We start from the raw sequence: 21,953 nt of genomic DNA, 5'->3' as shown, positions 1-21,953 counted from the left end.
ACGAGACCTTGCGCCGATGAACCATGCCCTGACCCAGCTTCAGCCCTACCCGTTCGAGAAACTGCGCGCCCTGCTGGGCTGCGTGAAGCCTGCGGCCGACAAGCGTGCCATCGCCCTGTCGATCGGCGAGCCGAAGCACCAGTCGCCGGCTTTCGTCGCCCAGGCCATGGCCGATAACCTCGACAAGCTGGCGGTGTACCCGAGCACCCTGGGGCTGCCCGCCTTGCGCCAGGCGATCGGTCAATGGTGCGAGCGGCGCTTTGCCGTGCCGGCCGGCTGGCTGGACGCCGAGCGCCATATTCTGCCGGTCAATGGCACCCGCGAGGCGCTGTTCGCCTTCACCCAGGCCGTGGTCAATCGCGCTGATGACGGTTTGGTGGTCAGTCCTAATCCGTTCTACCAGATCTACGAGGGTGCAGCCCTGCTGGCCGGCGCCACGCCACATTACCTGCCGTGCCTGGAAGACAACGGTTTCAACCCCGACTTCGACGCCGTGCCGGCCGAAATCTGGCGGCGCTGTCAGGTTCTTTTCCTGTGCTCGCCAGGCAACCCCACCGGCGCCCTGGTGCCGATGGACACCTTGAAGAAACTGATCGCCCTGGCCGACGAGCACGACTTCGTGATCGCCGCCGATGAATGCTACAGCGAGCTGTATTTCGACGAAGACGCGCCGCCACCTGGCCTGTTGAGCGCCTGCGCTGAGCTTGGCCGCCGCGATTTCGCCCGCTGCGTGGTGTTCCACAGCCTGTCCAAACGCTCCAACCTGCCAGGCCTGCGCTCGGGCTTCGTGGCAGGCGATGCCAGCATCATCAAGCCGTTCCTGCTGTATCGCACCTACCACGGCTGCGCCATGCCGGTGCAAACCCAGCTGGCCAGCATCGCGGCCTGGCAGGACGAAGCGCATGTGCGCGACAACCGCGATCAGTACCGTGCCAAGTACGATGCGGTGCTGGACATCCTGCAACCGGTACTCGACGTGCAGCGTCCAGATGGCAGCTTCTACCTGTGGGCCAAGGTGCCGGGCGATGATGCGGCGTTCACCCGCGATCTGTATGAAACCCAGCACGTGACCGTGGTGCCAGGCTCGTTCCTGTCGCGGGAAGTCGGCGGCGTCAACCCCGGCGCTGGGCGCGTGCGCATGGCCCTGGTCGCGCCGCTGGCCGAATGCATCGAGGCGGCGGAACGGATCCGCGCGTTCCTGCAAGGCCGTTGATGGACGCGGGGCGCGCACAGCGCCCCGCTGGCAGCGACCCCTGCGCTACCTGCCCTGCCCCAGGTTGGCCTCGGCCATGTCCAACTCGCCCAGCACCTTGCGCACGACTTCATCACCGACCCGATGCCTGCGGTGCAGCTCGTAGAGCTCCAGACGCTGGGCCCGCAGCGCCTTCAAGCGCAGGCGCCGCTCAAGCTGATCCATTTGCTGGGCCAGTGCGCGCGCCTCATCGGTGTCGTCGAAACTCTCCAGTGCTTCGCGGTACTCGGCCATCAAGCGTGCCTTGAGCTCGGTCGCCAGGGTTGCCTGCGCGGCATCTGGCGCCGTACCAGCGTCGATGACCTCTTCGGCTTCCAAGGCATGGATGGCCGCTTCGGCGGTCAGCTTGCGCGCCGCGTCGACTTCCTGCTGCAGGCGCTCATCGGGGCTCTTGTCGACACCGCGCAGCAACAGCGGCAGGGCCACGCAGGCGCCGATCAGCGACAGCAGGATCACCCCTGCGGCGATGAAGATGAGCAGGTCGCGCTCTGGAAATGCGCCGCCAGGGGCGATCAACAAAGGCACCGACATGACCCCTGCCAAGGTCACCGCGCCACGCACGCCGCCGAGGGTCAGCAACCAGCAGGAACGGGCCGTGGGTACCAGCACCAACGCCGGCTTGCCGCGCCAGCGGCGAATCATCCCGATGCTGCGCCAGATGCTCTGCACCCAGACGAAGCGCAGCACGATGAGCACGGCGAAGATCGCCAACACATCGAAACAGCGATAGGCCAGGGTCGGCCACAAGGAAGTTTCGTGGCTGGCCACCGCCTTGACGATGTCCGGCAACTGCAAGCCCAGCAGCAGGAAGATCAGCCCGTTGAAGGCAAACTCTAGCAACGACCACACGCTGCGGTTGAGCAAGCGGGTGCTGGTCTGGCGCGGCAGCAAGTCGAGCCAGCTCTGCATCATGCCAGCGGCCACTGCAGAGAGAATCCCCGAGGCGCCCAGGCGCTCGGCCAGCACGTAGGCAGCGAATGGCAGCAGGAGCATGAATACGACGTGGGTCGCTGGGTCGTCCCAGCCCCGGGCGATCATCCACATGCGCAAGCGGCCCAGCAGCCAGCTCAAGGCAACGCCCAGGGCCAGCCCGCCCAGCGCGACCAGGGCGAAGGTGAGGCTGGCGTCGGCCAGGGAGAACACACCGGTGATGGCCGCGGCCAGGGCGAACTTGAAGGTCACCAGACCCGACGCGTCATTGAGCAGCGCCTCACCTTGCAGCATGTGCATCAAAGGCGTCGGCAGCCGGCCCTGGGTGATGGCCGACACCGCCACGGCATCGGTCGGCGACAGCACTGCCGCCAAGGCGAAGGCCACCGGCAACGGGATATCGGGCAGGATCCAGTGAATGAAATAACCGGCGCCGATCACCGTGAACAGCACCAGCCCCACCGCCAACGCCACCACTGGTCCGCGCAGGCGCCACAGCTCGCGCTTGGGGATGCGCCAGCCATCGGCGAACAGCAGCGGCGGCAAGAAGAGAAAGAGAAACAGCTCAGGGTTGAGGGTGACGTGAAAACCCAGGGTCGGCCAGGCCAGCAGCGCGCCGGCGCCAATTTGCACCAACGGCAACGGCACCGGAAGCACCCTCCCGACCAGCTTGGAGACGCTCACCAGCATCAGCAGGATGAGAACGGTATAAGCGGACTGCATACGGCGAGGTTTCCTCTGAATCCAGTAACAACGCGACAGGCGTCTGGCGACACCTGGGCGATTCCAATCGACATGTTAAGACACAACCTTTGCAACAAGCCGCTGCACAAAAGTCGCAGCTGCTCGCCCCGCGCTCGCAGTGGGCAACTACTGCACCGGCTTGCGCCGCGTGCGAAAGGCAACGTCGGCCCACGCCCGGTCGCTTGCGACGGCCACAGCCGTGGCGCTCGGGCAGTCGTTCCCGCATAATCGCGCGACTGACATCGACAACGGAGAATTGAGGCAGCCTGTGGCCTCAATGTGCACAATGACCTACACGCTTTACGGCATCAAAGCCTGCGACACCATGAAGAAGGCACGTACCTGGCTAGAAGGCCAGGGCATCGCCTACGAATTCCATGATTACAAGACCCAAGGCATCGACCGCGAACGCCTGAACCGCTGGTGTGACGAGCACGGCTGGGAAGCCATCCTCAACCGTGCCGGTACCACCTTCCGCAAGCTCGATGACGCCAGCAAGGCCGACATCGATCAGGCCAAGGCCGTGGACCTGATGCACGCCCAGCCGTCGATGATCAAGCGCCCGGTGCTCGACCTTGGCGAGCGCACCCTGGTCGGCTTCAAGCCCGACCTGTACGCCGCAGCGCTGGCTTGAGCCCCTACTCCATTTCGCACGAGGTAATTACATGTCCAATACCCTGTTCAGCCTGGCCTTCGGTGTCGGCTCCCAGAACCGTCAGGGCACCTGGCTGGAAGTGTTCTACGCCCAGCCATTGCTCAACCCAAGCGCAGAGCTGGTGGCTGCAGTCGCGCCGATCCTCGGCTACGAAGGTGGCAACCAGGCCATCGCGTTCAGCAACGCTCAGGCCGGCAAGCTGGCCGAAGCCCTCAAGGGCGTCGACGCCGCTCAGGCTGCCTTGCTGACCCGCCTGGCCGAAAGCCATAAGCCGCTGGTTGCCACCGTACTGGCTGAAGACGCTGCACTGACCTCGACCCCAGAGGCCTACCTCAAGCTGCACCTGCTGTCGCACCGCCTGGTCAAGCCGCACGGCGTGAGCCTGGCCGGCATCTTCCCGCTGCTGCCGAACGTGGCCTGGACCAACCAGGGCGCGGTCGACCTGAGCGAACTGGCCGAGCTGCAACTCGAAGCCCGTCTGAAAGGCGAGCTGCTGGAAGTCTTCTCGGTAGACAAGTTCCCGAAGATGACCGACTACGTGGTCCCGGCCGGCGTGCGTATCGCCGACACCGCCCGTGTGCGCCTGGGCGCCTACATCGGCGAAGGCACCACCATCATGCACGAAGGCTTCGTCAACTTTAACGCCGGTACCGAAGGCCCCGGCATGATCGAAGGCCGCGTGTCCGCGGGCGTGTTCGTCGGCAAGGGCTCGGACCTCGGCGGCGGCTGCTCGACCATGGGCACCCTGTCCGGTGGCGGCAACATCGTGATCAAGGTCGGCGAGGGCTGCCTGATCGGCGCCAACGCAGGCATCGGCATTCCGCTGGGCGATCGCAACACGGTCGAGGCGGGCCTGTACATCACCGCTGGCACCAAGGTGAACCTGCTCGACGAGCACAACGAGCTGGTCAAAGTGGTCAAGGCGCGCGATCTGGCGGGCCAGACCGACCTGCTGTTCCGTCGCAACTCGCTCAATGGCGCGGTGGAGTGCAAGACGCACAAGTCGGCCATCGAGCTGAACGAGGCGCTGCACGCCCACAACTGAAAACCCTGAAGGGTTCGAAGTGTTAAGATCGGGTCTGGCGTTCACGCGCCAGACCCGATTTTCATTCCAGGCCCCGCGAACATGTTCCAGCCCTCTCCCTGGCGCGCCGATTTCCCCGCTATCGCCGCCCTGCAACGGCAGCACCAGACCTACCTGGACAGCGCTGCCACCACGCAGAAGCCGCAAGCGCTGCTCGACGCCCTGAGCCACTACTACGGCCACGGCGCCGCCAACGTCCACCGCGCCCAGCACCTGCCAGGCGCCTTGGCCACCCAGGCCTTCGAAACCAGCCGCGACAAGGTGGCAGCCTGGCTCAACGCCGCAGACGCCCAGCAGATCGTCTTCACCCACGGGGCCACCTCGGCGCTGAACCTGCTGGCCTACGGCCTGGAGCACCGTTTCGAGGCAGGTGATGAGATTGCCATCAGTGCCCTGGAGCACCACGCCAACCTGCTGCCCTGGCAACAGCTGGCGCAACGGCGCAACCTGCGCCTGGTGGTCTTGCCGCTCAACGCCCAGGGCCAGGTCGATCTGGAGCAGGCATTGCAACTGATCGGCCCGCGCACCCGCGTGCTCGCCATCAGCCAGCTGTCCAACGTGCTGGGGACCTGGCAACCGCTGCCGGCGCTGCTGGCCCACGCCCGTGCCCAAGGTGCGCTGAGTGTGGTCGACGGTGCCCAGGGCGTGGTGCATGGTCGCCATGACGTGCAGCAACTCGATTGCGATTTCTATGTGTTCTCCAGCCACAAGCTGTACGGCCCGGACGGGGTCGGCGTGCTGTACGGCCAGCGCCAGGCCTTGGCCATGTTACGTCACTGGCAGTTCGGAGGCGAAATGGTGCAGCTGGCTGACTATCAGAGCGCCAGTTTCCGCCCTGCGCCGCTGGGCTTCGAGGCCGGCACCCCGCCGATTGCCGGGGTGATCGGACTGGGCGCGACGCTGGACTACCTGGCCAGTCTCGACCCGAATGCCGTGCAGGCCCACGAAGCCAGCCTGCACCAGCACCTGCTACGTGGCCTGGGTGACCGCGAGGGGGTACGCCTGCTGGGTGCGCCCCAGGCCGCGCTGGCCAGCTTCGTCATCGACGGCGTGCACAATGCCGACATCGCCCATTTGCTCACCGAGCAAGGTATCGCGGTGCGCGCCGGGCATCACTGCGCGATGCCGTTGCTCAACGGGCTGGGGCTGCAGGGGGCGATTCGCGTGTCACTGGGGCTGTACAACGACAGCGATGACCTGCAACGCTTCTTCACTGCACTGGACCAAAGCCTGGAGCTGCTGCGATGAGCTTGTCGGCACCGGCGCAGCAAGCACTGCAAGCGTTTGCCCAGTGCCAGGCCTGGGAGCAACGCGCCCGGCTGCTGATGCAGTGGGGCGAGCAGCTCGAGCCGCTGGATGACGCTGACAAGACCGAGGCCAACCGCGTGCACGGCTGTGAGAGCCGGGTGTGGCTGGTGGCCGACCAGGTCGAGGGGCAATGGCGCTTCAAGGCCAGCAGCGATGCGCGCCTGCTACGCGGCTTGCTGGCACTGTTGCTGGTAAGGGTGCAAGGCTTGCCCAGCACGCAATTGGCGGAGCTCGATCTGCGTGACTGGTTCACCCAGCTGGGGCTGGCACGACAATTGTCGCCCTCACGCAGCAATGGCCTGCATGCGGTGTTGCTGCGCATGGCGCAGTTGACAGTGCCTGGCTAGCGAGCCCGCGTGCCGGGGGCGGCGCGGATGACCGAGTGAAGCCTGGTCCTTACTCAGGCTTGACCCGCTCAGAGGGCCGCCGCGCCCCCGCCACCAGCTTCTCGATCGCCTTGCTCGCCGCGACCATGCCGAAGGTCGCGGTTACCATCATCACCGCACCGAAGCCCCCGGCGCAGTCCAGCCGTACGCCTTCGCCGACGAAGCTTTTTTGCAGGCACACACTGCCATCGCCCTTGGGGTAGCGCAGCTGCTCGCTGGAAAACACACAGGGCACCCCATAGTTGCGGCTGACGTTGCGCGAGAAGTTGTAGTCGCGGCGCAAGGTCGAGCGTACTCGCGAGGCCAGGGGGTCGTTGAAGGTCTTGTTGAGGTCGCCGACCTGGATCTGCGTGGGGTCGATCTGTCCGCCGGCGCCGCCGGTGGTGACCACGGCGATCTTGCGCCGCCGGCACCAGGCGATCAGCGCAGCCTTGGCCATCACGCTGTCGATGCAATCGATCACCGCATCGAGGTCTTCGTGAATGTACTCGACCATGGTGTCGCGGGTGACGAAATCCGCTACCGCATGCACGCTGAGCGCCGGATTGATCGCCCGCAGGCGCTCGGCCATCACCTCGACCTTGGGCCGGCCCACCTGGCCTTCCAGCGCGTGAGCCTGACGGTTGGTGTTGCTGACGCAGACGTCATCCAGGTCGAACAAGGTGATCTCGCCCACGCCACTGCGTGCCAGCGCTTCGGCAGCCCACGAGCCGACGCCGCCAATGCCGACCACGGCCACATGGGCGTTGGCCAGGCGCCGCAGCCCTTGCTTGCCATACAGCCGGGCAACGCCAGCGAAGCGTGGATCTTCTGTGCTCATGTCGGTACCCCTGGGCTCTGACGCAAAAACGGCGCGCATTATAGGCCAGTGATGGCGTTGACCTCCATCGTTAGGAAAGACCCCATCATTACTGCTTTAATGTCCTATCCCTCAGATCAAAACGGTTCACAATGTCATCTCGCAAATTCGGCCTCAATCTGGTGGTGGTCCTGGCCATTGCCGCACTGTTCACCGGGTTCTGGGCACTGATCAATCGCCCGGTGTCCGCGCCTGCCTGGCCCGAACAGATCTCAGGATTTTCGTATTCGCCGTTTCGCCTCGGCGAAAGCCCGCAGAAGGGTCAGTACCCCACTGAGGACGAGATGCGTCAGGATCTTGAGCAGATGAACAAGCTCACCGACAACATCCGTATCTACACCGTCGAGGGCACCCAGGCAGAGATTCCGCGCCTGGCCGAAGAGCTTGGCCTGCGAGTGACGCTGGGCATCTGGATCAGCAAGGACCTGGAGCGCAACGAGCGCGAGATTGCCAAGGGCATCGAGCTCGCCAACCATTCACGCAGCGTGGTGCGGGTGGTGGTGGGCAACGAAGCGCTGTTTCGCGAGGAGGTCACCGCGCAGGAGCTGATCGCCTACCTGGACCGGGTCCGCGCAGCGGTGAAAGTGCCGGTCACCACCAGTGAACAGTGGCACATCTGGAAGGAAAACCCCGAGCTGGGCCAGCACGTCGACCTGATCGCCGCACACATCCTGCCCTATTGGGAATTCGTGCCGATGAAAGACTCGGTGCAATTCGTGCTCGACCGCGCGCGCGAACTGCGCCAGCAGTTCTCGCACAAGTCGCTGCTGCTGTCGGAGGTCGGTTGGCCCAGCAATGGTCGCATGCGCGGTGGCGCCGATGCCACCCAGGCCGACCAGGCCATCTACCTGCGTACGCTGGTCAACACCTTGAACCGCCGCGGCTACAACTATTTCGTCATCGAAGCCTACGACCAGCCCTGGAAGGCCAGTGACGAAGGTTCGGTGGGCGCCTACTGGGGGGTGTTCAACGCCGAACGGCAGCAGAAATTCAACTTCGAAGGGCCGGTGGTGGCGATTCCCCAGTGGCGAGCGCTGGCGGTCGCCTCGGTGGTCCTGGCCATGATCGCCCTGACCGTACTGCTGATCGACGGCTCTGCCCTGCGCCAGCGCGGGCGTACGTTCCTGACCTTCATCACCTTCCTGTGCGGATCGGTACTGGTGTGGATCGCCTATGACTACAGCCAGCAATACAGCACCTGGTTCAGCCTGACCGTGGGAATGTTGCTGGCGCTCGGTGCGCTGGGCGTGTTCATCGTGCTGTTGACCGAAGCGCATGAGCTGGCCGAGGCGGTGTGGATCCACAAGCGCCGCCGCGAGTTTCTCCCGGTGCAGGGCGACAGCGCCTACCGGCCCAAGGTGTCGGTGCACGTCCCCTGCTACAACGAGCCACCGGAGATGGTCAAGCAGACCCTCGATGCCCTCGCCGCTCTGGATTATCCCGACTACGAAGTGCTGGTGATCGACAACAACACCAAGGACCCTGCCGTGTGGGAGCCGCTCAAGGCCCACTGCGAGCAGCTCGGTGAGCGCTTCAAGTTCTTCCACGTCGCACCGCTGGCCGGCTTCAAGGGGGGCGCCCTGAACTACCTGCTGCCGCATACGGCCGAAGATGCCGAGGTGATTGCCGTGATCGACTCGGACTACTGCGTCGATCGCAACTGGCTCAAGCACATGGTGCCGCACTTCGCCGATCCGAAGATCGCCGTGGTGCAGTCGCCGCAGGATTACCGCGACCAGCACGAAAGCGCGTTCAAGAAGCTGTGCTACAGCGAGTACAAGGGGTTCTTCCACATCGGCATGGTCACGCGCAACGACCGCGATGCGATCATCCAGCACGGCACCATGACCATGACCCGGCGCAGCGTCCTGCAAGAGCTGGGCTGGGCCGAGTGGTGCATCTGCGAAGACGCAGAGCTCGGCCTGCGGGTGTTCGAGAAGGGCCTGTCGGCCGCCTACGCGCACAACAGCTATGGCAAGGGCCTGATGCCCGACACCTTCATCGACTTCAAGAAGCAACGTTTCCGCTGGGCCTACGGCGCCATCCAGATCATCAAGCACCATGCCGGCGCCTTGCTGCGCGGCAAAGGCAGCGAACTGACCCGCGGCCAGCGCTACCACTTCCTGGCCGGCTGGCTGCCATGGGTGGCCGACGGCATGAACATCTTTTTCACCGTGGGCGCGCTGTTGTGGTCGGCGGCGATGATCATCGTGCCGCACCGGGTCGATCCGCCGCTGATGATCTTCGCCATCCCGCCGCTGGCGCTGTTCTTCTTCAAGGTCGGCAAGATCATTTTCCTCTACCGCCGCGCGGTGGGGGTCGACCTCAAGGACGCTTTCGCCGCCGCGCTGGCTGGCCTTGCGTTGTCACATACCATCGCCAAGGCCGTGCTGTATGGCTTCTTCACCAGCAGCATGCCGTTCTTCCGCACGCCGAAGAATGCCGACAGTCATGGGTTGCTGGTGGCGATTTCAGAAGCGCGCGAAGAGCTGTTCATCATGTTGCTGTTGTGGGGCGCAGCGGCCGGGATATGCCTGGTGCAGGGGCTGCCAAGCTCCGACATGCGCTTCTGGGTGGCGATGTTGCTGGTGCAGTCGCTGCCGTATGTGGCGGCATTGGTGATGGCGTTTCTGTCGTCGCTGCCCAAACCCGCAGAAAAAGCTGCAGAACCGCAGCAGGCTTGATGTGCTTGGGGCCGTCCACCCTGCAGGGGCGGCCTCAGGTCGCGAAAGGGCTGCACAGCGGCCCCAACGCTTCATCGCTTTGATATAAGATAACGCCCCTTAGATTTCCCCGCCTTGCCTTGCCCCGGAGTTCCCCATGACGGCCCCTGCCGAGCTCTCGCCTACCCTGCAACTGGCCTGCGACTTGATCCGTCGCCCCTCGGTCACCCCCATCGATGCCGATTGCCAGGCGCAGATGATGAACCGCCTGGGCGCCGTAGGCTTCCAGCTCGAGCCCATGCGCATCGAAGACGTCGACAACTTCTGGGCCACCCACGGCGAGCAGGACGGGCCGGTGCTGTGCTTTGCCGGCCACACCGACGTGGTGCCGACCGGCCCGGTGCAGCAGTGGCAGCATGAGCCGTTCGAAGCGCTGATCGACGCCGATGGCATGCTCTGCGGGCGTGGCGCTGCCGACATGAAAGGCAGCCTGGCTTCGATGGTGATCGCCAGCGAACGCTTCGTGCAGGACTATCCCAACCACCGTGGCAAAGTTGCCTTCCTCATCACCAGCGATGAAGAAGGGCCTGCGCACCATGGCACCAAAGCCGTCGTCGAGCGCCTCAAGGCGCGTAACGAGCGCCTGGACTGGTGCATCGTCGGCGAGCCATCGAGCACCACGGTGCTCGGCGATGTGGTCAAGAACGGTCGCCGTGGCTCGCTCGGTGCGAAGCTGACCGTACGCGGCAAGCAAGGCCATGTGGCCTATCCGCACCTGGCGCGCAACCCGATCCACTTGGCGGCCCCGGCCCTGGCGGAGCTGGCAGCCGAGCACTGGGATCAAGGCAATGCGTTCTTTCCGCCAACCAGCTTCCAGATCTCCAACCTCAACTCGGGCACCGGCGCCACCAATGTCGTGCCGGGCGAGCTGACGGCGCTGTTCAACTTCCGTTTCTCCACCGAATCGAGCGTCGAAGGCCTGCAGGCGCGGGTAGCGGCGATCCTCGACAAGCACGCCCTTGAATGGTCGATCGACTGGGCGTTGTCGGGCCTGCCGTTTCTGACCGAACCGGGCGAGCTGCTCGATGCGGTGGCGGCCAGCATCAAAGGGGTGACCGGCCGCGACACCCAGCCTTCGACCAGCGGCGGGACCTCCGATGGCCGTTTCATCGCCACCATGGGCACGCAGGTGGTCGAGCTTGGCCCGGTCAACGCCACCATTCACCAGGTCGACGAGCGCATCCTGGCCAGCGATCTCGACCTGCTCAGCGAAATCTACTACCAGACCCTGGTCCGGTTGCTCGCCTGATGCTCGCCTGCCCTCTTTGCCAAGCGGCCCTGACTCAACTCGACAATGGCGTGGTCTGCCCGGCGGGTCATCGCTTCGACCGTGCCCGCCAGGGTTACCTGAACCTGCTGCCGGTCCAGCACAAGAATAGCCGCGACCCGGGCGACAACCAGGCCATGGTCGAGGCACGCCGTGCCTTTCTCGACGCCGGACACTATGCCCCGGTCGCCCAGCGCCTGGCGCAACTGGCCGCCGAGCGCGAGCCTGCGACCTGGCTGGACATCGGCTGCGGCGAAGGCTATTACACTGCCCAGCTTGGCCAGGCGTTGCCAAAAGCGGCGGGCTACGCGTTGGATATTTCCCGTGAAGCGGTGAAGCGTGCCTGCCGTCGCGCCCCAGAGATTACCTGGATGGTCGCCAGCATGGCCCGCGTGCCGCTGGCCGACGCCAGCTGTCAGTTCATCGCCAGCGTGTTCAGCCCGCTGGACTGGGACGAAGCCCAGCGCCTGCTCAGCCCCGGCGGTGGGTTGATGCGGGTTGGCCCGACCAGCGGCCATCTGATGGAACTGCGCGAAGTGCTTTACGATGAAGTGCGCCCCTATGCCGATGACAAGCACTTGGCCCGGGTGCCCGAAGGCATGGTGCATGCGCACAGCGAAACGTTGGCGTTTCGCTTGAGCCTTGCCGACCGCGGCGCGCGGGCCGACCTGCTGGCAATGACGCCGCACGGTTGGCGCGCCAGCGCCGAGAAGCGCGCCAGGGTCATTGAACAGCCTGAGCCTTTCGAGGTCACGGTTTCCATGCGATACGACTACTTCCTGCGCCAGCACTGAGTACACACCGGAGTCTTCATGCGCCAACCTGATATCGAGATTTACCTCAAAGACGCCGACGTCGACCACCGCCAGATTGCCCAGTGGCTTGGCCAGGCCATCGGCCCGTGCAGCGAATGGCAACAGAAGGGTCAGACCTTCAAGTGCCTGGCCGGTAACATCAAGGTCACTTGGTTACCCAAGGCTGTAGGGAAATGGAACAGCCTCTACCTGGAAAGCGACCAGACCCCCTGGGTCGACGACGTCGCCTGCGCCCGCGCCGCGTTCGCTGCATTGAACGTGGAAGTACGCTGCGCACCCGGTGGCTGGGTCGAGGAAGATGGCGAAGAAGATGCCGACCGCTGGATCCGCATCAGCGCCGACGGCGAAGAAGAAATCACCTGGCGCACGGCTTGAGCTGCAAGCTGAAAGCTGGATGGCATCAGGCTGCAAGTACACGGTCACTTGCAGCTTGAGGCTAGAGGCTTGTGGCTCGAGGCCGGTTACAGGCCGACCACGTCCTCGGCCTGCAGGCCTTTCTGGCCCTGCACGCAGGCGTACTCCACACGCTGTCCTTCGACCAGGGTACGATGCCCCTCACCGCGGATCGCCCGATAGTGGACGAATACATCCGCTCCACCTTCGCGCTGAATGAAGCCATAGCCTTTGGCATCGTTGAACCACTTAACATTCCCAGTCTCACGAGACGACATCTGAACTACTCCGGATTTTTATTGTGAAGATCGCCTTGCAGACGCAGGGGGTCCTCCCTGCGTCGACGCCGCTTGGCGAAATATCCTGCAAGCGGCAGGCCGAGTATATGACACAGAACAAAATATTTTCATGACCGTCCCGGTATTTACGGTCTTTTGCTGAACTTGCAGCGATACGGCAGACTAAATACCTGTTCATCCTTACATAATCATTTCCAGGCCACTCACCCCATGACCCGTTCCCCCCTGCGCCGTCTGATCTTCGGCGCCCTGCGCCGCTTGATGTACCTGTGGGTGCGTTCCGAAACCATCAACCAGTCGTCGATGAGCCTCAACCTGGACCGTAGCCGGCCGGTGTTCTACGCCCTGCCTTCGCCTTCGCTCACCGACCTGGCGGTGCTCGACCACGAATGCACCAAAGCGGGGCTGCCTCGCCCGGTCTTGCCCGTGGCAGTTGGCGCACTGCATGAGCCTGCCGCATTCTTCTACCTGACCCCCGAGCCGGACTGGCTGGGACGCCACGACAAACGCGGCGCCCCGCCCGCGCTCGAGCGCCTGGTCGCAGCCATCAGTCAGCACGCCGAGGAAGACGCGCAGATCATTCCCGTCAGCGTATTCTGGGGGCAGACCCCAGCCAGCGAGAGCAGCCCGTGGAAATTGCTGTTCGCCGACAGCTGGGCGGTGACCGGGCGCCTGCGCCGGCTGCTGACCGTACTGATTCTGGGACGCAAGACCCGCGTGCAGTTTTCAGCGCCGATTCACCTGCGCGAACTGGTGCAGCACAACAAAGGCCATGAGCGCACCGTGCGCATGGCCCAGCGCTTGATGCGAGTGCACTTTCGCAACCTCAAGACCGCCGTCATCGGCCCCGATCTCTCGCACCGGCGCAACCTGGTAAAGGGCCTGATCCACGCGCCGCTGGTGCGCCAGGCGATCGCCGAGCAGGCGCAGCGCGACCAGGTGGCGCCAGCCAAGGCCGAAGCCAAGGCGCTGCACTACGCCAACGAGATCGCCTCGGACTATACCTACACCGCGATCCGCTTCCTGGAAGTGGTGCTCAGCTGGTTCTGGAACAAGATCTACGACGGCATCAAGGTCAACCACATCGAGCAGGTCCAAGGCATCGCGCCGGGTCACGAAGTCATCTACGTGCCCTGCCACCGCAGCCATATCGACTACCTGCTGCTGTCCTACCTGTTGTTTCGCAACGGCCTCACGCCACCGCACATCGCCGCCGGCATCAACCTCAACATGCCGGTGATCGGCGGCCTGCTGCGCCGCGGCGGTGCCTTCTTCATGCGCCGTACCTTCAAGGGCAACCCGTTGTACACCGCCGTGTTCAACGAGTACCTGCACACCCTGTTCACCAAGGGCTTCCCGGTAGAGTACTTCGTCGAAGGCGGCCGCTCGCGCACCGGACGGATGCTGCAGCCACGCCCGGGGATGCTGGCGATCACCTTACGCAGCTTCCTGCGTTCCTCACGCACACCCATTGTCTTCGTTCCGGTCTACATCGGCTATGAGCGGGTACTTGAAGGCCGCACGTATCTCGGCGAGCTGCGCGGTGCGAGCAAGAAGAAAGAATCGATCTTCGACATCTTCAAGGTCATCGGCGCCCTCAAGCAGCGCTTTGGCCAGGTGGCTGTCAACTTTGGCGAGCCCATCCGCCTGGCCGCGTTCCTCGACCAGCAGCAGCCTGGCTGGCGCGAGCAGGCGCTGGGCCCGCAGTACCGTCCGGCCTGGCTGAACGAAACCACTGCGCGCCTGGGCCAGACCGTCGCCCGTCATCTCAACGAGGCCGCTGCGGTCAACCCGGTCAATCTGGTGGCCCTGGCCCTGCTTTCCACCAGCCGACTGGCCCTGGACGAACGCGCGTTGACCAAGGTTCTCGACCTCTACCTTGCCTTGCTCCGGCAAGTCCCCTATTCGGCGCACACCACCCTGCCTGAAGGCGACGGCCATGCGCTGATCGAACACGTGCGCGGCATGGACCTGCTGGCTGAACAGAACGATGCGCTGGGCCGGATCCTCTACCTGGATGAAGCCAATGCGGTGCTGATGACCTATTACCGCAACAACGTCTTGCACATCTTCGCCCTGCCGGCGCTGCTGGCGAGTTTCTTCCTCAGTAGTTCGCGCATGAGCCGTGAGTTGCTTGGCCAGTATGTGCATGCCCTGTACCCCTACCTGCAAGCCGAACTGTTCCTGCGCTGGCCCCCTGAGCAGCTCGATGAGGTCATCGATCAATGGCTGGCGGCACTGGTCGAGCACGGCCTGCTGCGCGTCGAGAACGACGTGTACCTGCGTCCCGCCCCAAGTTCGCGCCCTTTCGTGCTGCTGACGCTGCTGGCTCGCACCATCACCCAGACCTTGCAACGCTTCTACATGGCGACGTCGCTGTTGCTCAACAGTGGCCAGCACAGCCTGAACGCCGAAGAACTCGAGGCGCTGTGCGTGACCATGGCCCAGCGCCTGTCGATTCTGCATGGCCTCAATGCGCCGGAATTCTTCGACAAGACCCTGTTCCGTCATTTCATTGAAACGCTGATCGAGCAAGGTGTGCTGCGCGCCGATGACAGCGGCAAGCTTGGCTACCACGCCAAGCTCGGCGAACTGGCCGAAGGCGTCGCCAAACGGGTGCTGTCGGCAGAGCTGCGGTTGTCGATTCGCCAGGTAGCGCTGCATCGCGACGAGCCGGTCGATACGGTCCAAGGGTAACCGTTCAGCCTGCGCCCGACCTTCGAGAGGGATCAGCATCATCGCGCTCGATCCCCTCAAGGAGTTCCAACATGACGCTACTGAAATCCATCGATGTTGAAATCGTCTCGACCGCTGACAATGTGCTGCCAGCCGCCGCGCAGATTCAGCTCAGCTTGCTCGATGTTTCCCTGGCTGACGCGCCCTCGGTCGCGCTGGCCCAGTTGAACGTGCGCTGCGCAGGTTTGCTGCCAGCCAGGCTGTCGCTGAGCTTCGATGCCAACCAGATCGACCCGCGGCACAGCTATGCGCTGGCGGTGCGTATCGAACAGGATGGCAAACTGCTGTACATCAACACCACTGAGCATCAGGTCGATCTGCCTGATGCCTGTGGCACTCAGCGAGTGGTCGTGGACAAGGTGGCCAGTGCGATTGCCGGTATCCACGGCGGTAACGTGCCTGAAGGCATCCACGGCGGCAACCGTCTGGACTGACCACTGCACGCGGAAAATCCGCTAAAGTCCTGGAGCTGGTCACAAGCCAGCTTCAAGGTCTACGGAGATTCCATGAAAAAGCTCTTTATGCTGTGTTGCGCATCCCTGCTCGCAGCCTGCTCCAGCCACAGCCCCTCTGACCAGGCAAGCCTGGATGGCGAAGTTTTCTACTTGCAGCGCATCGCCCTGCCGCCCAATGCGACCCTGAGCGTCGAGTTGCAAGACGTCTCGCTGATGGACGCGCCTGCCGTGACCCTGGCCCGCCAGGCCGGCCCGATCAACGGCAATGTGCCGCTGCCGTTCCACCTTGACTACGACCGTGCCCAGGTCAAGCCAGGTCACCGCTATGCGCTCAGTGCGCGTATCGAGATGGCTGGCAAATTGCTGTTCATCAATACCGAACACCACGGCGTGACGCTCGATGGCAGCGACCAGCAGCCGGTGCGGGTCAAAGTCGACCCGGTGCGATAGCCTCATTCACTTCAAGGAACAACCCATGATCCGCGCCTCCCTGCGCTTTACCACACTGTGCGCCGGCCTGCTGCTGTCAGCCAGCGCCCTCGCCCTTTCGCTGGGCGACCTGAGCCAGTCCGATGCCAGCGCCGGCCTGAAGGACGCCCTCACCCAAGGCGCCCAGGTTGCCGTCAAGCAACTGAGTACACCGGGTGGTTTCAGCAATAACCCCGATGTGCGCATCGAGCTGCCGGGCAACCTGGGCAAGGCCGCCAAGGCCATGAAAATGTTCGGCAAGGGTGACCAGGTCGAAGCCCTGGAAACCAGCATGAACAAAGCCGCCGAGGCCGCGGTGCCGCAGGCCCAGGCCATTCTGGTCGACGCCGTGAAGAAGATGACCGTGACCGATGCCAAGGGCATTCTCAGCGGCGGCGCCGATTCGGCTACCCAGTACCTGAACAAGAGCAGCCGCGAACAGATCCGCGCCAAGTTCCTGCCCATCGTCAAACAGGCCACCGACCAGGTCGGCGTCGCCCAGCAATACAACGCCTTCGCCGGTCAGGCCAAAGGCTTGGGTCTGATCAAGAATGACGCCAACATCGAGAACTACGTCACCGAGAAAGCGCTCGACGGCCTGTTCGAAATGATCGCCAAGCAAGAGCAAAGCATCCGCCAAAACCCCGCACAGGCCGCCACCAGCCTGGCCAAGAAAGTCTTCGGCGCGCTTTAACGTCGCGCAAGACCGCTGCAAGGACGTTCAATACGCCTTGCAGCACCACCACCAAGCGTCCTGCTCCGCGTGACGGACATCCAGCCCGGGCGTGACTTCCATCCTCCATCGCTAACCGATCGCTTGCATGCTTGAAGCGCCTATCCACCAGGAGCTTCAACAATGTCCGACCCATCCAGCGTGCAGATCTGCATAGACCATAACGACCTGAAGGGCATGGCACCCGATGCCTCGGCAGGTTATGAACTGGTTCTCAGCGAGGAGCTGCAAGGCAGGGGCGCAGCAGAGGGGAAGTTGTTTATGCACCCTGTCGTCACCCTGAAGCGAAACGGCGCACTGGCGCTGCCGCAGACGTTCAGCTTCATCATCGATGACAATCACGTAAAAGCCGGTCGTCGCTATGAGGTGCGAGTGCGTTATCGGATCAACAGCAACGGGCGCAACGGCGACCGCCTGGAATGGCGCACCACGTTCGTGGCCGAGCGTGATGCATGGGTCGCCCCACGTCCCGCGCGCATGCACGGTCCGTGCGTAGGCCTCACCAGCGCTTGCGTCGATTGGTAACCCTGAGCATCACCTAGCGAGGGCGAGCGCCAGCGCTCGCCCTTCTCAGGCTCAGCGCTTCTTCACCCTGAACCAGGCAGCGTACAGCGCTGGCAGGAACAGCAAGGTCAGCGCCGTGGCCACGATCAGGCCGCCCATGATCGCCACCGCCATCGGTCCGTAGAACACGCTACGCGACAACGGGATCATCGCCAGCACGGCCGCCAGCGCGGTCAGCACGATCGGCCGGAAGCGCCGCACCGTGGCCTCGATGATCGCCTGCCAGCGGTCCAGCCCCGAGGCGATGTCCTGCTCGATCTGATCCACCAGGATGACCGAATTGCGCATGATCATTCCTGCCAGGGCGATGGTGCCGAGCATGGCGACGAAACCGAACGGTTGACGGAACACCAGGAGGAACAGGGTCACGCCGATCAGCCCCAGCGGCGCGGTGAGGAACACCATCACCGTGCGCGAGAAACTGCGCAGCTGAATCATCAGCAGACTCAGCACCACCACGATGAACAGCGGCATGCCGGCATTGACCGAGCGTTGCCCGCGTTCGGCATCTTCGACCGTGCCGCCCACTTCCAGCAAGTAGCCATCAGGCAGCGCTGCCTTGATCAGCTGCAGCGTCGGCAAGATTTGCTTGACCAGGCTGGCCGGCTGCTCCTTGTCGTAGATATCGGCGCGCACGGTCACCGTCGGCAGACGGTTGCGGTGCCAGATGATGCCTTCTTCAAAACCATACTGCAGGGTCGCTACCTGCGACAGCGTCACGCTCTGGCCGTTGTCGGTGGGCAGCGCCAGGCTGCCCAGGTCAGCCAGCTCGCCGCGCTCGCGCGGAGTGCCGCGCAAAAGGATCTCGATCAGTTCATTGTCTTCGCGGTACTGGCTGACCGTGCTGCCGGTGAGCGAGCTCTGCAGGAAGCTCGACACGTGCGCCGTGCTGACCCCAAGCGCACGCGCACGGTCCTGATCGATGGCCAGGAAGACCGCTTTGCTCGGCTCTTCCCAATCCAGGTGCACATTCACCACATGCGGGTTTTCCCGGACCTTGTCAGCCACTTCACGGGCCAGGGCACGGGCTTTTTCGATGTGTTCGCCGGTGATGCGAAACTGCACCGGGTAACCAACGGGCGGTCCGTTTTCCAGGCGCGTGACCCGCGCACGCAAATCCGGAAACTGCTGTTCGACGGTAGTGATCAGCCAACTGCGCAAGCGCTCGCGCGCCTCCATCGAATCAGCCAGGACCACGAACTGGGCAAAGCTTGCCGCCGGCAGCTGTTGGTCCAGGGGCAGATAGAAACGTGGCGAACCGGTCCCCACGTAGGCCACATAGTTGTCGATGCCCTGCTGCTCGCGCAGCAGGGCTTCGAGCTGCTTGACCCGCTCGGCGGTATTGGCCAGCGAGGCGCCTTCGGCGAGCTTGAGATCGACCATCAGTTCAGGGCGCCCGGAGGCTGGGAAAAACTGCTGCGGCACGAAGCGGAACAACAGGATACTGCCAACGAAGGCGGCGATGGTCAGCACGATCACCGTCTTGCGGTGCCGCACGCACCACTCCACCACCCGCCGCACGCGCTGGTAGAACGGCGTGCCATACGGGTCCGGGGCATGGCCGTCGCGGCCATGGCGGGCCGCGTGCAGCTTGGCCAGATCAGGCAGCAGGCGCTCGCCCAAGTACGGCACGAAGAGCACCGCCGCTACCCAGGAAGTCAACAGCGCGATGGTCACGACCTGGAAGATCGAGCGGGTGTACTCGCCCGTGCTGGAGGCTGCCGTGGCAATCGGCAAGAAGCCTGCGGCGGTGATGAGGGTGCCGGTCAGCATCGGAAACGCCGTACTGGTCCAGGCGTAGCTCGCCGCCTTGAGGCGGTCGAAGCCTTGTTCCATCTTGATCGCCATCATTTCCACGGCGATGATCGCGTCGTCCACCAACAGCCCCAGCGCCAGTACCAGGGCCCCCAGGGAGATCTTGTGCAGGCCGATCCCGAAGTAGTGCATCGCCGCGAAGGTCATGGCCAGTACCACCGGGATCGCCAGCGCTACCACCAGGCCCGTGCGCAGGCCCAGGGAGAAGAAGCTCACCAGCAACACGATCACCAGCGCCTCGATCAGTACCTGGACGAACTCGCCGACGCCGGCCTTGACCGCCGCCGGCTGATCGGACACCTTGCGCAGCTCCATGCCGGCAGGCAGATTGCTGGCCAGGCGCTCGAACTGACCTTCCAGGGCCTTGCCCAGCGCCAGGATATCGCCGCCGTCCTTCATCGAAACAGCCAGGCCGATGGCGTCCTCGCCCATGAAACGCATGCGCGGCGCTGGCGGGTCGTTGAAGCCGCGATGAACCTCGGCGACATCGTCGATGCGCAGGGTGCGATCAGCGACCCGGATGGGGAACTGACGAATCTGCTCGACGCTGTCGAAACGCCCGCTCACTCGCAGTTGCAGGCGCTCGCTGGGGGTCTCGAAAAAGCCCGCGCTGCTGACCGCGTTCTGCTCGCGCAGCGCTTGCTGCACGGCCTGCAGCGGCACACCCAGGGTCGCCAGCTTGAGGTTCGACAGCTCGATCCAGATCTTCTCGTCCTGCAGCCCGAGCAGCTCGACCTTGCCCACATCCTTGACCCGCTGCAGCTGGATCTGGATACGGTCGGCATAGTCCTTGAGCACGGCATAATCGAAACCCTGCCCGGTCAATGCGTAGATATTGCCGAAGGTCGTGCCGAACTCGTCGTTGAAAAACGGACCCTGGATCTCTGGCGGCAGAGTGTGGCGAATGTCCGCGACCTTCTTGCGGATCTGGTACCACAGCTCGGGGATGGCGCTGGAACGCAGCGAGTCGCGCGCCATGAAGGTGACCTGCGATTCACCCGGGCGCGAGAACGACACGATCTTCTCGTACTCACCGGTTTCCATCAGCTTTTTCTCAATGCGCTCGGTGACCTGGCGCGACACCTCCTCCGCGGTGGCGCCAGGCCACAGGGTACGCACGACCATGGCCTTGAAGGTGAACGGCGGGTCCTCGCTCTGCCCGAGCTTGGTGTAGGACATGGCACCAATGGCTGCGAGCAGTATCATCAGGAACAGTACGATCTGGCGATTGCGCAACGCCCAGGCGGAAAGGTTGAAACCCATCGCGACTTACTCCTTGACCGTCAGCGTCACCGCACGATTGCTGCGGTCCACCGGCCGCACCTGCTGCCCCTCGCGCAGCACATGCCCGCCCGCCGCGACGATCCAGTCACCAGCCGAGAGGCCGTCGAGCACCGGCACCGTCTCGCTGCCATAGGCTCCCAGGCGCACCGGCGCACGCTCGACGCGGCTATCCTGATTGACGCGCCAGACGTAAGCCTGGCCGTCTTCGGCCGTCACCGCCGACAGCGGCACAGCGAGGGCGATCACCCCGGCATGGGCGACGAAGACCCGCGCACTCTGGCCCAATTGCGCGGGAACCTTGGCCGAATCGAACGCGATGCGCGCAGCAAATGTGCGAGAGCGCGGATCGGCCGCTGGCGACAATTCACGAATGCGCCCAGCGAAGCGCGCATCGGGCTGCGACCATAATTCGACGCTGACCGGCTGGCCGACGGCGAAGCGGGCGAACTGCTGTTCCGGCAGGCTGATGGCCACCTCACGCTCGCCATCGGCGGCCAAGGTAAATACCGTCTGCCCGGCGGCCACCACTTGACCCACTTCGACTTGGCGCTTGGCCACCACGCCGGCCTGCGGCGCACGCAGCACCGCGTATTGCGCCTGGTTACCGGCCACGTCGAATTCGGCCTTGGCCTGTTGCAACCGGGCCATGCCTGCGCGATAGAGGTTCTCTGCGTTATCGAATTGCGAGCGGCTGACCATCTGCCGTTCGAGCAGTTTCTGGTAGCGCTCGTGCTCGCTGCGCACCATCGCCAGGTTGGCTTGAGCGGCGGCCAGCTGCGCGCGATTGGCTTCAAGCTGCAGGCGTACATCCTGCGGATCAAGCTCGGCCAACGGCTGATCGACCTTGACCCGCTGCCCCTCCTCGACCAAGCGGCGGACGACCTTGCCGCCAATCCGAAATGCCAGTTCCGGCTCCTGCCGCGCGCGCACTTCACCAGGATAACTGTCAGCAGCAGCGGCCGCCGGCTGCGGCTGCACCACCAGCGCGGGGCGAGGCGCGACAGGCGCCGCGACCTCCTGGCCACAGGCTGCGAGGAGCACGGCAGCAGCAGCAGGCAAAGCAAGGGACAAGGCATGGCGCAGCATGGGGCATCCTTTCGCGAAGTGCACTTTTAATATTTATACTGGCCAGTATATTAAATCAGGGAACCGAGGCCGGGAAGCCGGCGTCCCAAACAAATCC

19 protein-coding genes are annotated in these 21,953 nt (G+C 64.1%); 14 read left to right on the top strand and 5 right to left on the bottom strand.

Features of this window, described 5'->3' with window-relative positions; all coding sequences use genetic code 11:
- The first annotated feature begins 16 nt into the window (after window positions 1-16).
- On the top strand, window positions 17-1,213 hold the full coding sequence (dapC, locus tag ACLEJW_RS02270) for a succinyldiaminopimelate transaminase (protein ID WP_440776933.1): 1,197 nt from the start codon (window positions 17-19) through the stop codon (window positions 1,211-1,213).
- A 45-nt stretch (window positions 1,214-1,258) separates the two neighbouring features.
- On the opposite strand, the gene ACLEJW_RS02265 is transcribed toward dapC, so the two are convergent.
- Window positions 1,259-2,905 (bottom strand): Na+/H+ antiporter, encoded by a 1,647-nt coding sequence (locus tag ACLEJW_RS02265; RefSeq protein WP_440776932.1) that lies wholly within the window; start codon window positions 2,903-2,905, stop codon window positions 1,259-1,261.
- Window positions 2,906-3,212: 307 nt separating this feature from the next.
- On the opposite strand from ACLEJW_RS02265, the gene ACLEJW_RS02260 reads away from it, so the two are divergent.
- From ACLEJW_RS02260 to ACLEJW_RS02245, 4 genes are all read left to right on the top strand, one after another.
- On the top strand, window positions 3,213-3,560 hold the full coding sequence (locus ACLEJW_RS02260; RefSeq protein ID WP_440776931.1) for an ArsC family reductase: 348 nt from the start codon (window positions 3,213-3,215) through the stop codon (window positions 3,558-3,560).
- Window positions 3,561-3,591: 31 nt separating this feature from the next.
- A complete protein-coding gene (dapD, locus tag ACLEJW_RS02255) occupies window positions 3,592-4,626 on the top strand; it encodes a 2,3,4,5-tetrahydropyridine-2,6-dicarboxylate N-succinyltransferase (RefSeq protein WP_145185675.1) in 1,035 nt (344 codons plus the stop codon).
- An 81-nt stretch (window positions 4,627-4,707) separates the two neighbouring features.
- On the top strand, window positions 4,708-5,913 hold the full coding sequence (locus tag ACLEJW_RS02250; RefSeq protein WP_145185670.1) for a cysteine desulfurase: 1,206 nt from the start codon (window positions 4,708-4,710) through the stop codon (window positions 5,911-5,913).
- Window positions 5,910-6,320: a SufE family protein gene (locus ACLEJW_RS02245; RefSeq protein WP_313297493.1), complete on the top strand. Its 411-nt coding sequence runs from the start codon at window positions 5,910-5,912 to the stop codon at window positions 6,318-6,320. Before ACLEJW_RS02250 ends, ACLEJW_RS02245 begins: the two co-directional genes overlap by 4 nt.
- Window positions 6,321-6,369: 49 nt before the next feature.
- On the opposite strand, the gene tcdA is transcribed toward ACLEJW_RS02245, so the two are convergent.
- Window positions 6,370-7,179 (bottom strand): tRNA cyclic N6-threonylcarbamoyladenosine(37) synthase TcdA, encoded by an 810-nt coding sequence (gene tcdA, locus ACLEJW_RS02240; RefSeq protein ID WP_440776930.1) that lies wholly within the window; start codon window positions 7,177-7,179, stop codon window positions 6,370-6,372.
- Window positions 7,180-7,310: 131 nt separating this feature from the next.
- On the opposite strand from tcdA, the gene ACLEJW_RS02235 reads away from it, so the two are divergent.
- The 4 genes from ACLEJW_RS02235 to ACLEJW_RS02220 all read left to right on the top strand — a co-directional run bounded on the left by ACLEJW_RS02235 (window position 7,311) and on the right by ACLEJW_RS02220 (window position 12,398).
- Window positions 7,311-9,902 carry a glycosyltransferase gene (locus ACLEJW_RS02235; protein WP_440776929.1) on the top strand — a complete coding sequence of 864 codons (2,592 nt, stop codon included), beginning with the start codon at window positions 7,311-7,313 and terminating at the stop codon, window positions 9,900-9,902.
- Window positions 9,903-10,038: 136 nt separating this feature from the next.
- Window positions 10,039-11,190 carry a succinyl-diaminopimelate desuccinylase gene (dapE, locus tag ACLEJW_RS02230; protein ID WP_440776928.1) on the top strand — a complete coding sequence of 384 codons (1,152 nt, stop codon included), beginning with the start codon at window positions 10,039-10,041 and terminating at the stop codon, window positions 11,188-11,190.
- Window positions 11,190-12,002 carry a putative RNA methyltransferase gene (locus tag ACLEJW_RS02225; RefSeq protein ID WP_440776927.1) on the top strand — a complete coding sequence of 271 codons (813 nt, stop codon included), beginning with the start codon at window positions 11,190-11,192 and terminating at the stop codon, window positions 12,000-12,002. The genes dapE and ACLEJW_RS02225 overlap by 1 nt, the downstream gene beginning before the upstream one ends.
- An 18-nt stretch (window positions 12,003-12,020) precedes the next feature.
- Window positions 12,021-12,398, top strand: a complete 378-nt coding sequence (locus ACLEJW_RS02220) for a hypothetical protein (protein WP_313297506.1) — start codon at window positions 12,021-12,023, stop codon at window positions 12,396-12,398.
- Window positions 12,399-12,484: 86 nt separating this feature from the next.
- Here the strand turns inward: ACLEJW_RS02220 and ACLEJW_RS02215 are convergent, their stop codons facing one another.
- The gene (locus ACLEJW_RS02215; RefSeq protein ID WP_003252255.1) at window positions 12,485-12,694 is read right to left on the bottom strand and encodes a cold-shock protein; all 210 of its coding nucleotides are present in this window, start codon (window positions 12,692-12,694) and stop codon (window positions 12,485-12,487) included.
- A gap of 231 nt (window positions 12,695-12,925) precedes the next feature.
- Between ACLEJW_RS02215 and plsB the strand changes: the two genes are divergently transcribed.
- From plsB to ACLEJW_RS02190, 5 genes are all read left to right on the top strand, one after another.
- Window positions 12,926-15,412, top strand: coding sequence for a glycerol-3-phosphate 1-O-acyltransferase PlsB (gene plsB, locus ACLEJW_RS02210; RefSeq protein ID WP_440776926.1), 2,487 nt, complete (start codon window positions 12,926-12,928; stop codon window positions 15,410-15,412).
- A 71-nt stretch (window positions 15,413-15,483) separates the two neighbouring features.
- On the top strand, window positions 15,484-15,885 hold the full coding sequence (locus tag ACLEJW_RS02205) for a YbaY family lipoprotein (protein ID WP_313297511.1): 402 nt from the start codon (window positions 15,484-15,486) through the stop codon (window positions 15,883-15,885).
- A gap of 72 nt (window positions 15,886-15,957) precedes the next feature.
- Window positions 15,958-16,356 carry a YbaY family lipoprotein gene (locus ACLEJW_RS02200; protein ID WP_145185643.1) on the top strand — a complete coding sequence of 133 codons (399 nt, stop codon included), beginning with the start codon at window positions 15,958-15,960 and terminating at the stop codon, window positions 16,354-16,356.
- Between the two features lie 25 nt (window positions 16,357-16,381).
- Window positions 16,382-17,068, top strand: a complete 687-nt coding sequence (locus tag ACLEJW_RS02195) for a DUF4197 domain-containing protein (RefSeq protein WP_145185640.1) — start codon at window positions 16,382-16,384, stop codon at window positions 17,066-17,068.
- Window positions 17,069-17,230: 162 nt separating this feature from the next.
- Entirely contained in the window at window positions 17,231-17,632 is a 402-nt protein-coding gene (locus ACLEJW_RS02190) for a hypothetical protein (protein ID WP_440776925.1), read from the top strand.
- 51 nt (window positions 17,633-17,683) lie between these two features.
- On the opposite strand, the gene ACLEJW_RS02185 is transcribed toward ACLEJW_RS02190, so the two are convergent.
- Window positions 17,684-20,749, bottom strand: coding sequence for an efflux RND transporter permease subunit (locus ACLEJW_RS02185; protein ID WP_440776924.1), 3,066 nt, complete (start codon window positions 20,747-20,749; stop codon window positions 17,684-17,686).
- A 6-nt stretch (window positions 20,750-20,755) separates the two neighbouring features.
- Window positions 20,756-21,856: an efflux RND transporter periplasmic adaptor subunit gene (locus ACLEJW_RS02180; protein WP_145185631.1), complete on the bottom strand. Its 1,101-nt coding sequence runs from the start codon at window positions 21,854-21,856 to the stop codon at window positions 20,756-20,758.
- Between the last annotated feature and the right edge of the window lie 97 nt (window positions 21,857-21,953).

The sequence above is a fragment of the Pseudomonas sp. SMSB3 genome (assembly GCF_052041965.1).
Lineage (GTDB): Bacteria > Pseudomonadota > Gammaproteobacteria > Pseudomonadales > Pseudomonadaceae > Aquipseudomonas.
The sequence above is the reverse complement of the archived record's forward strand: the minus strand, read 5'-3'. Positions and strand labels throughout refer to the sequence as shown.

Bases quoted from the DNA above. Each gene is read 5' to 3' on its own strand.
- dapC (WP_440776933.1), top strand. From the start codon at position 17: ATGAACCATGCCCTGACCCAGCTTCAGCCCTACCCGTTCGAGAAACTG.
- ACLEJW_RS02265 (WP_440776932.1), bottom strand. From the start codon at position 2,905: ATGCAGTCCGCTTATACCGTTCTCATCCTGCTGATGCTGGTGAGCGTC.
- ACLEJW_RS02260 (WP_440776931.1), top strand. From the start codon at position 3,213: ATGACCTACACGCTTTACGGCATCAAAGCCTGCGACACCATGAAGAAG.
- dapD (WP_145185675.1), top strand. From the start codon at position 3,592: ATGTCCAATACCCTGTTCAGCCTGGCCTTCGGTGTCGGCTCCCAGAAC.
- ACLEJW_RS02250 (WP_145185670.1), top strand. From the start codon at position 4,708: ATGTTCCAGCCCTCTCCCTGGCGCGCCGATTTCCCCGCTATCGCCGCC.
- ACLEJW_RS02245 (WP_313297493.1), top strand. From the start codon at position 5,910: ATGAGCTTGTCGGCACCGGCGCAGCAAGCACTGCAAGCGTTTGCCCAG.
- tcdA (WP_440776930.1), bottom strand. From the start codon at position 7,179: ATGAGCACAGAAGATCCACGCTTCGCTGGCGTTGCCCGGCTGTATGGC.
- ACLEJW_RS02235 (WP_440776929.1), top strand. From the start codon at position 7,311: ATGTCATCTCGCAAATTCGGCCTCAATCTGGTGGTGGTCCTGGCCATT.
- dapE (WP_440776928.1), top strand. From the start codon at position 10,039: ATGACGGCCCCTGCCGAGCTCTCGCCTACCCTGCAACTGGCCTGCGAC.
- ACLEJW_RS02225 (WP_440776927.1), top strand. From the start codon at position 11,190: ATGCTCGCCTGCCCTCTTTGCCAAGCGGCCCTGACTCAACTCGACAAT.
- ACLEJW_RS02220 (WP_313297506.1), top strand. From the start codon at position 12,021: ATGCGCCAACCTGATATCGAGATTTACCTCAAAGACGCCGACGTCGAC.
- ACLEJW_RS02215 (WP_003252255.1), bottom strand. From the start codon at position 12,694: ATGTCGTCTCGTGAGACTGGGAATGTTAAGTGGTTCAACGATGCCAAA.
- plsB (WP_440776926.1), top strand. From the start codon at position 12,926: ATGACCCGTTCCCCCCTGCGCCGTCTGATCTTCGGCGCCCTGCGCCGC.
- ACLEJW_RS02205 (WP_313297511.1), top strand. From the start codon at position 15,484: ATGACGCTACTGAAATCCATCGATGTTGAAATCGTCTCGACCGCTGAC.
- ACLEJW_RS02200 (WP_145185643.1), top strand. From the start codon at position 15,958: ATGAAAAAGCTCTTTATGCTGTGTTGCGCATCCCTGCTCGCAGCCTGC.
- ACLEJW_RS02195 (WP_145185640.1), top strand. From the start codon at position 16,382: ATGATCCGCGCCTCCCTGCGCTTTACCACACTGTGCGCCGGCCTGCTG.
- ACLEJW_RS02190 (WP_440776925.1), top strand. From the start codon at position 17,231: ATGTCCGACCCATCCAGCGTGCAGATCTGCATAGACCATAACGACCTG.
- ACLEJW_RS02185 (WP_440776924.1), bottom strand. From the start codon at position 20,749: ATGGGTTTCAACCTTTCCGCCTGGGCGTTGCGCAATCGCCAGATCGTA.
- ACLEJW_RS02180 (WP_145185631.1), bottom strand. From the start codon at position 21,856: ATGCTGCGCCATGCCTTGTCCCTTGCTTTGCCTGCTGCTGCTGCCGTG.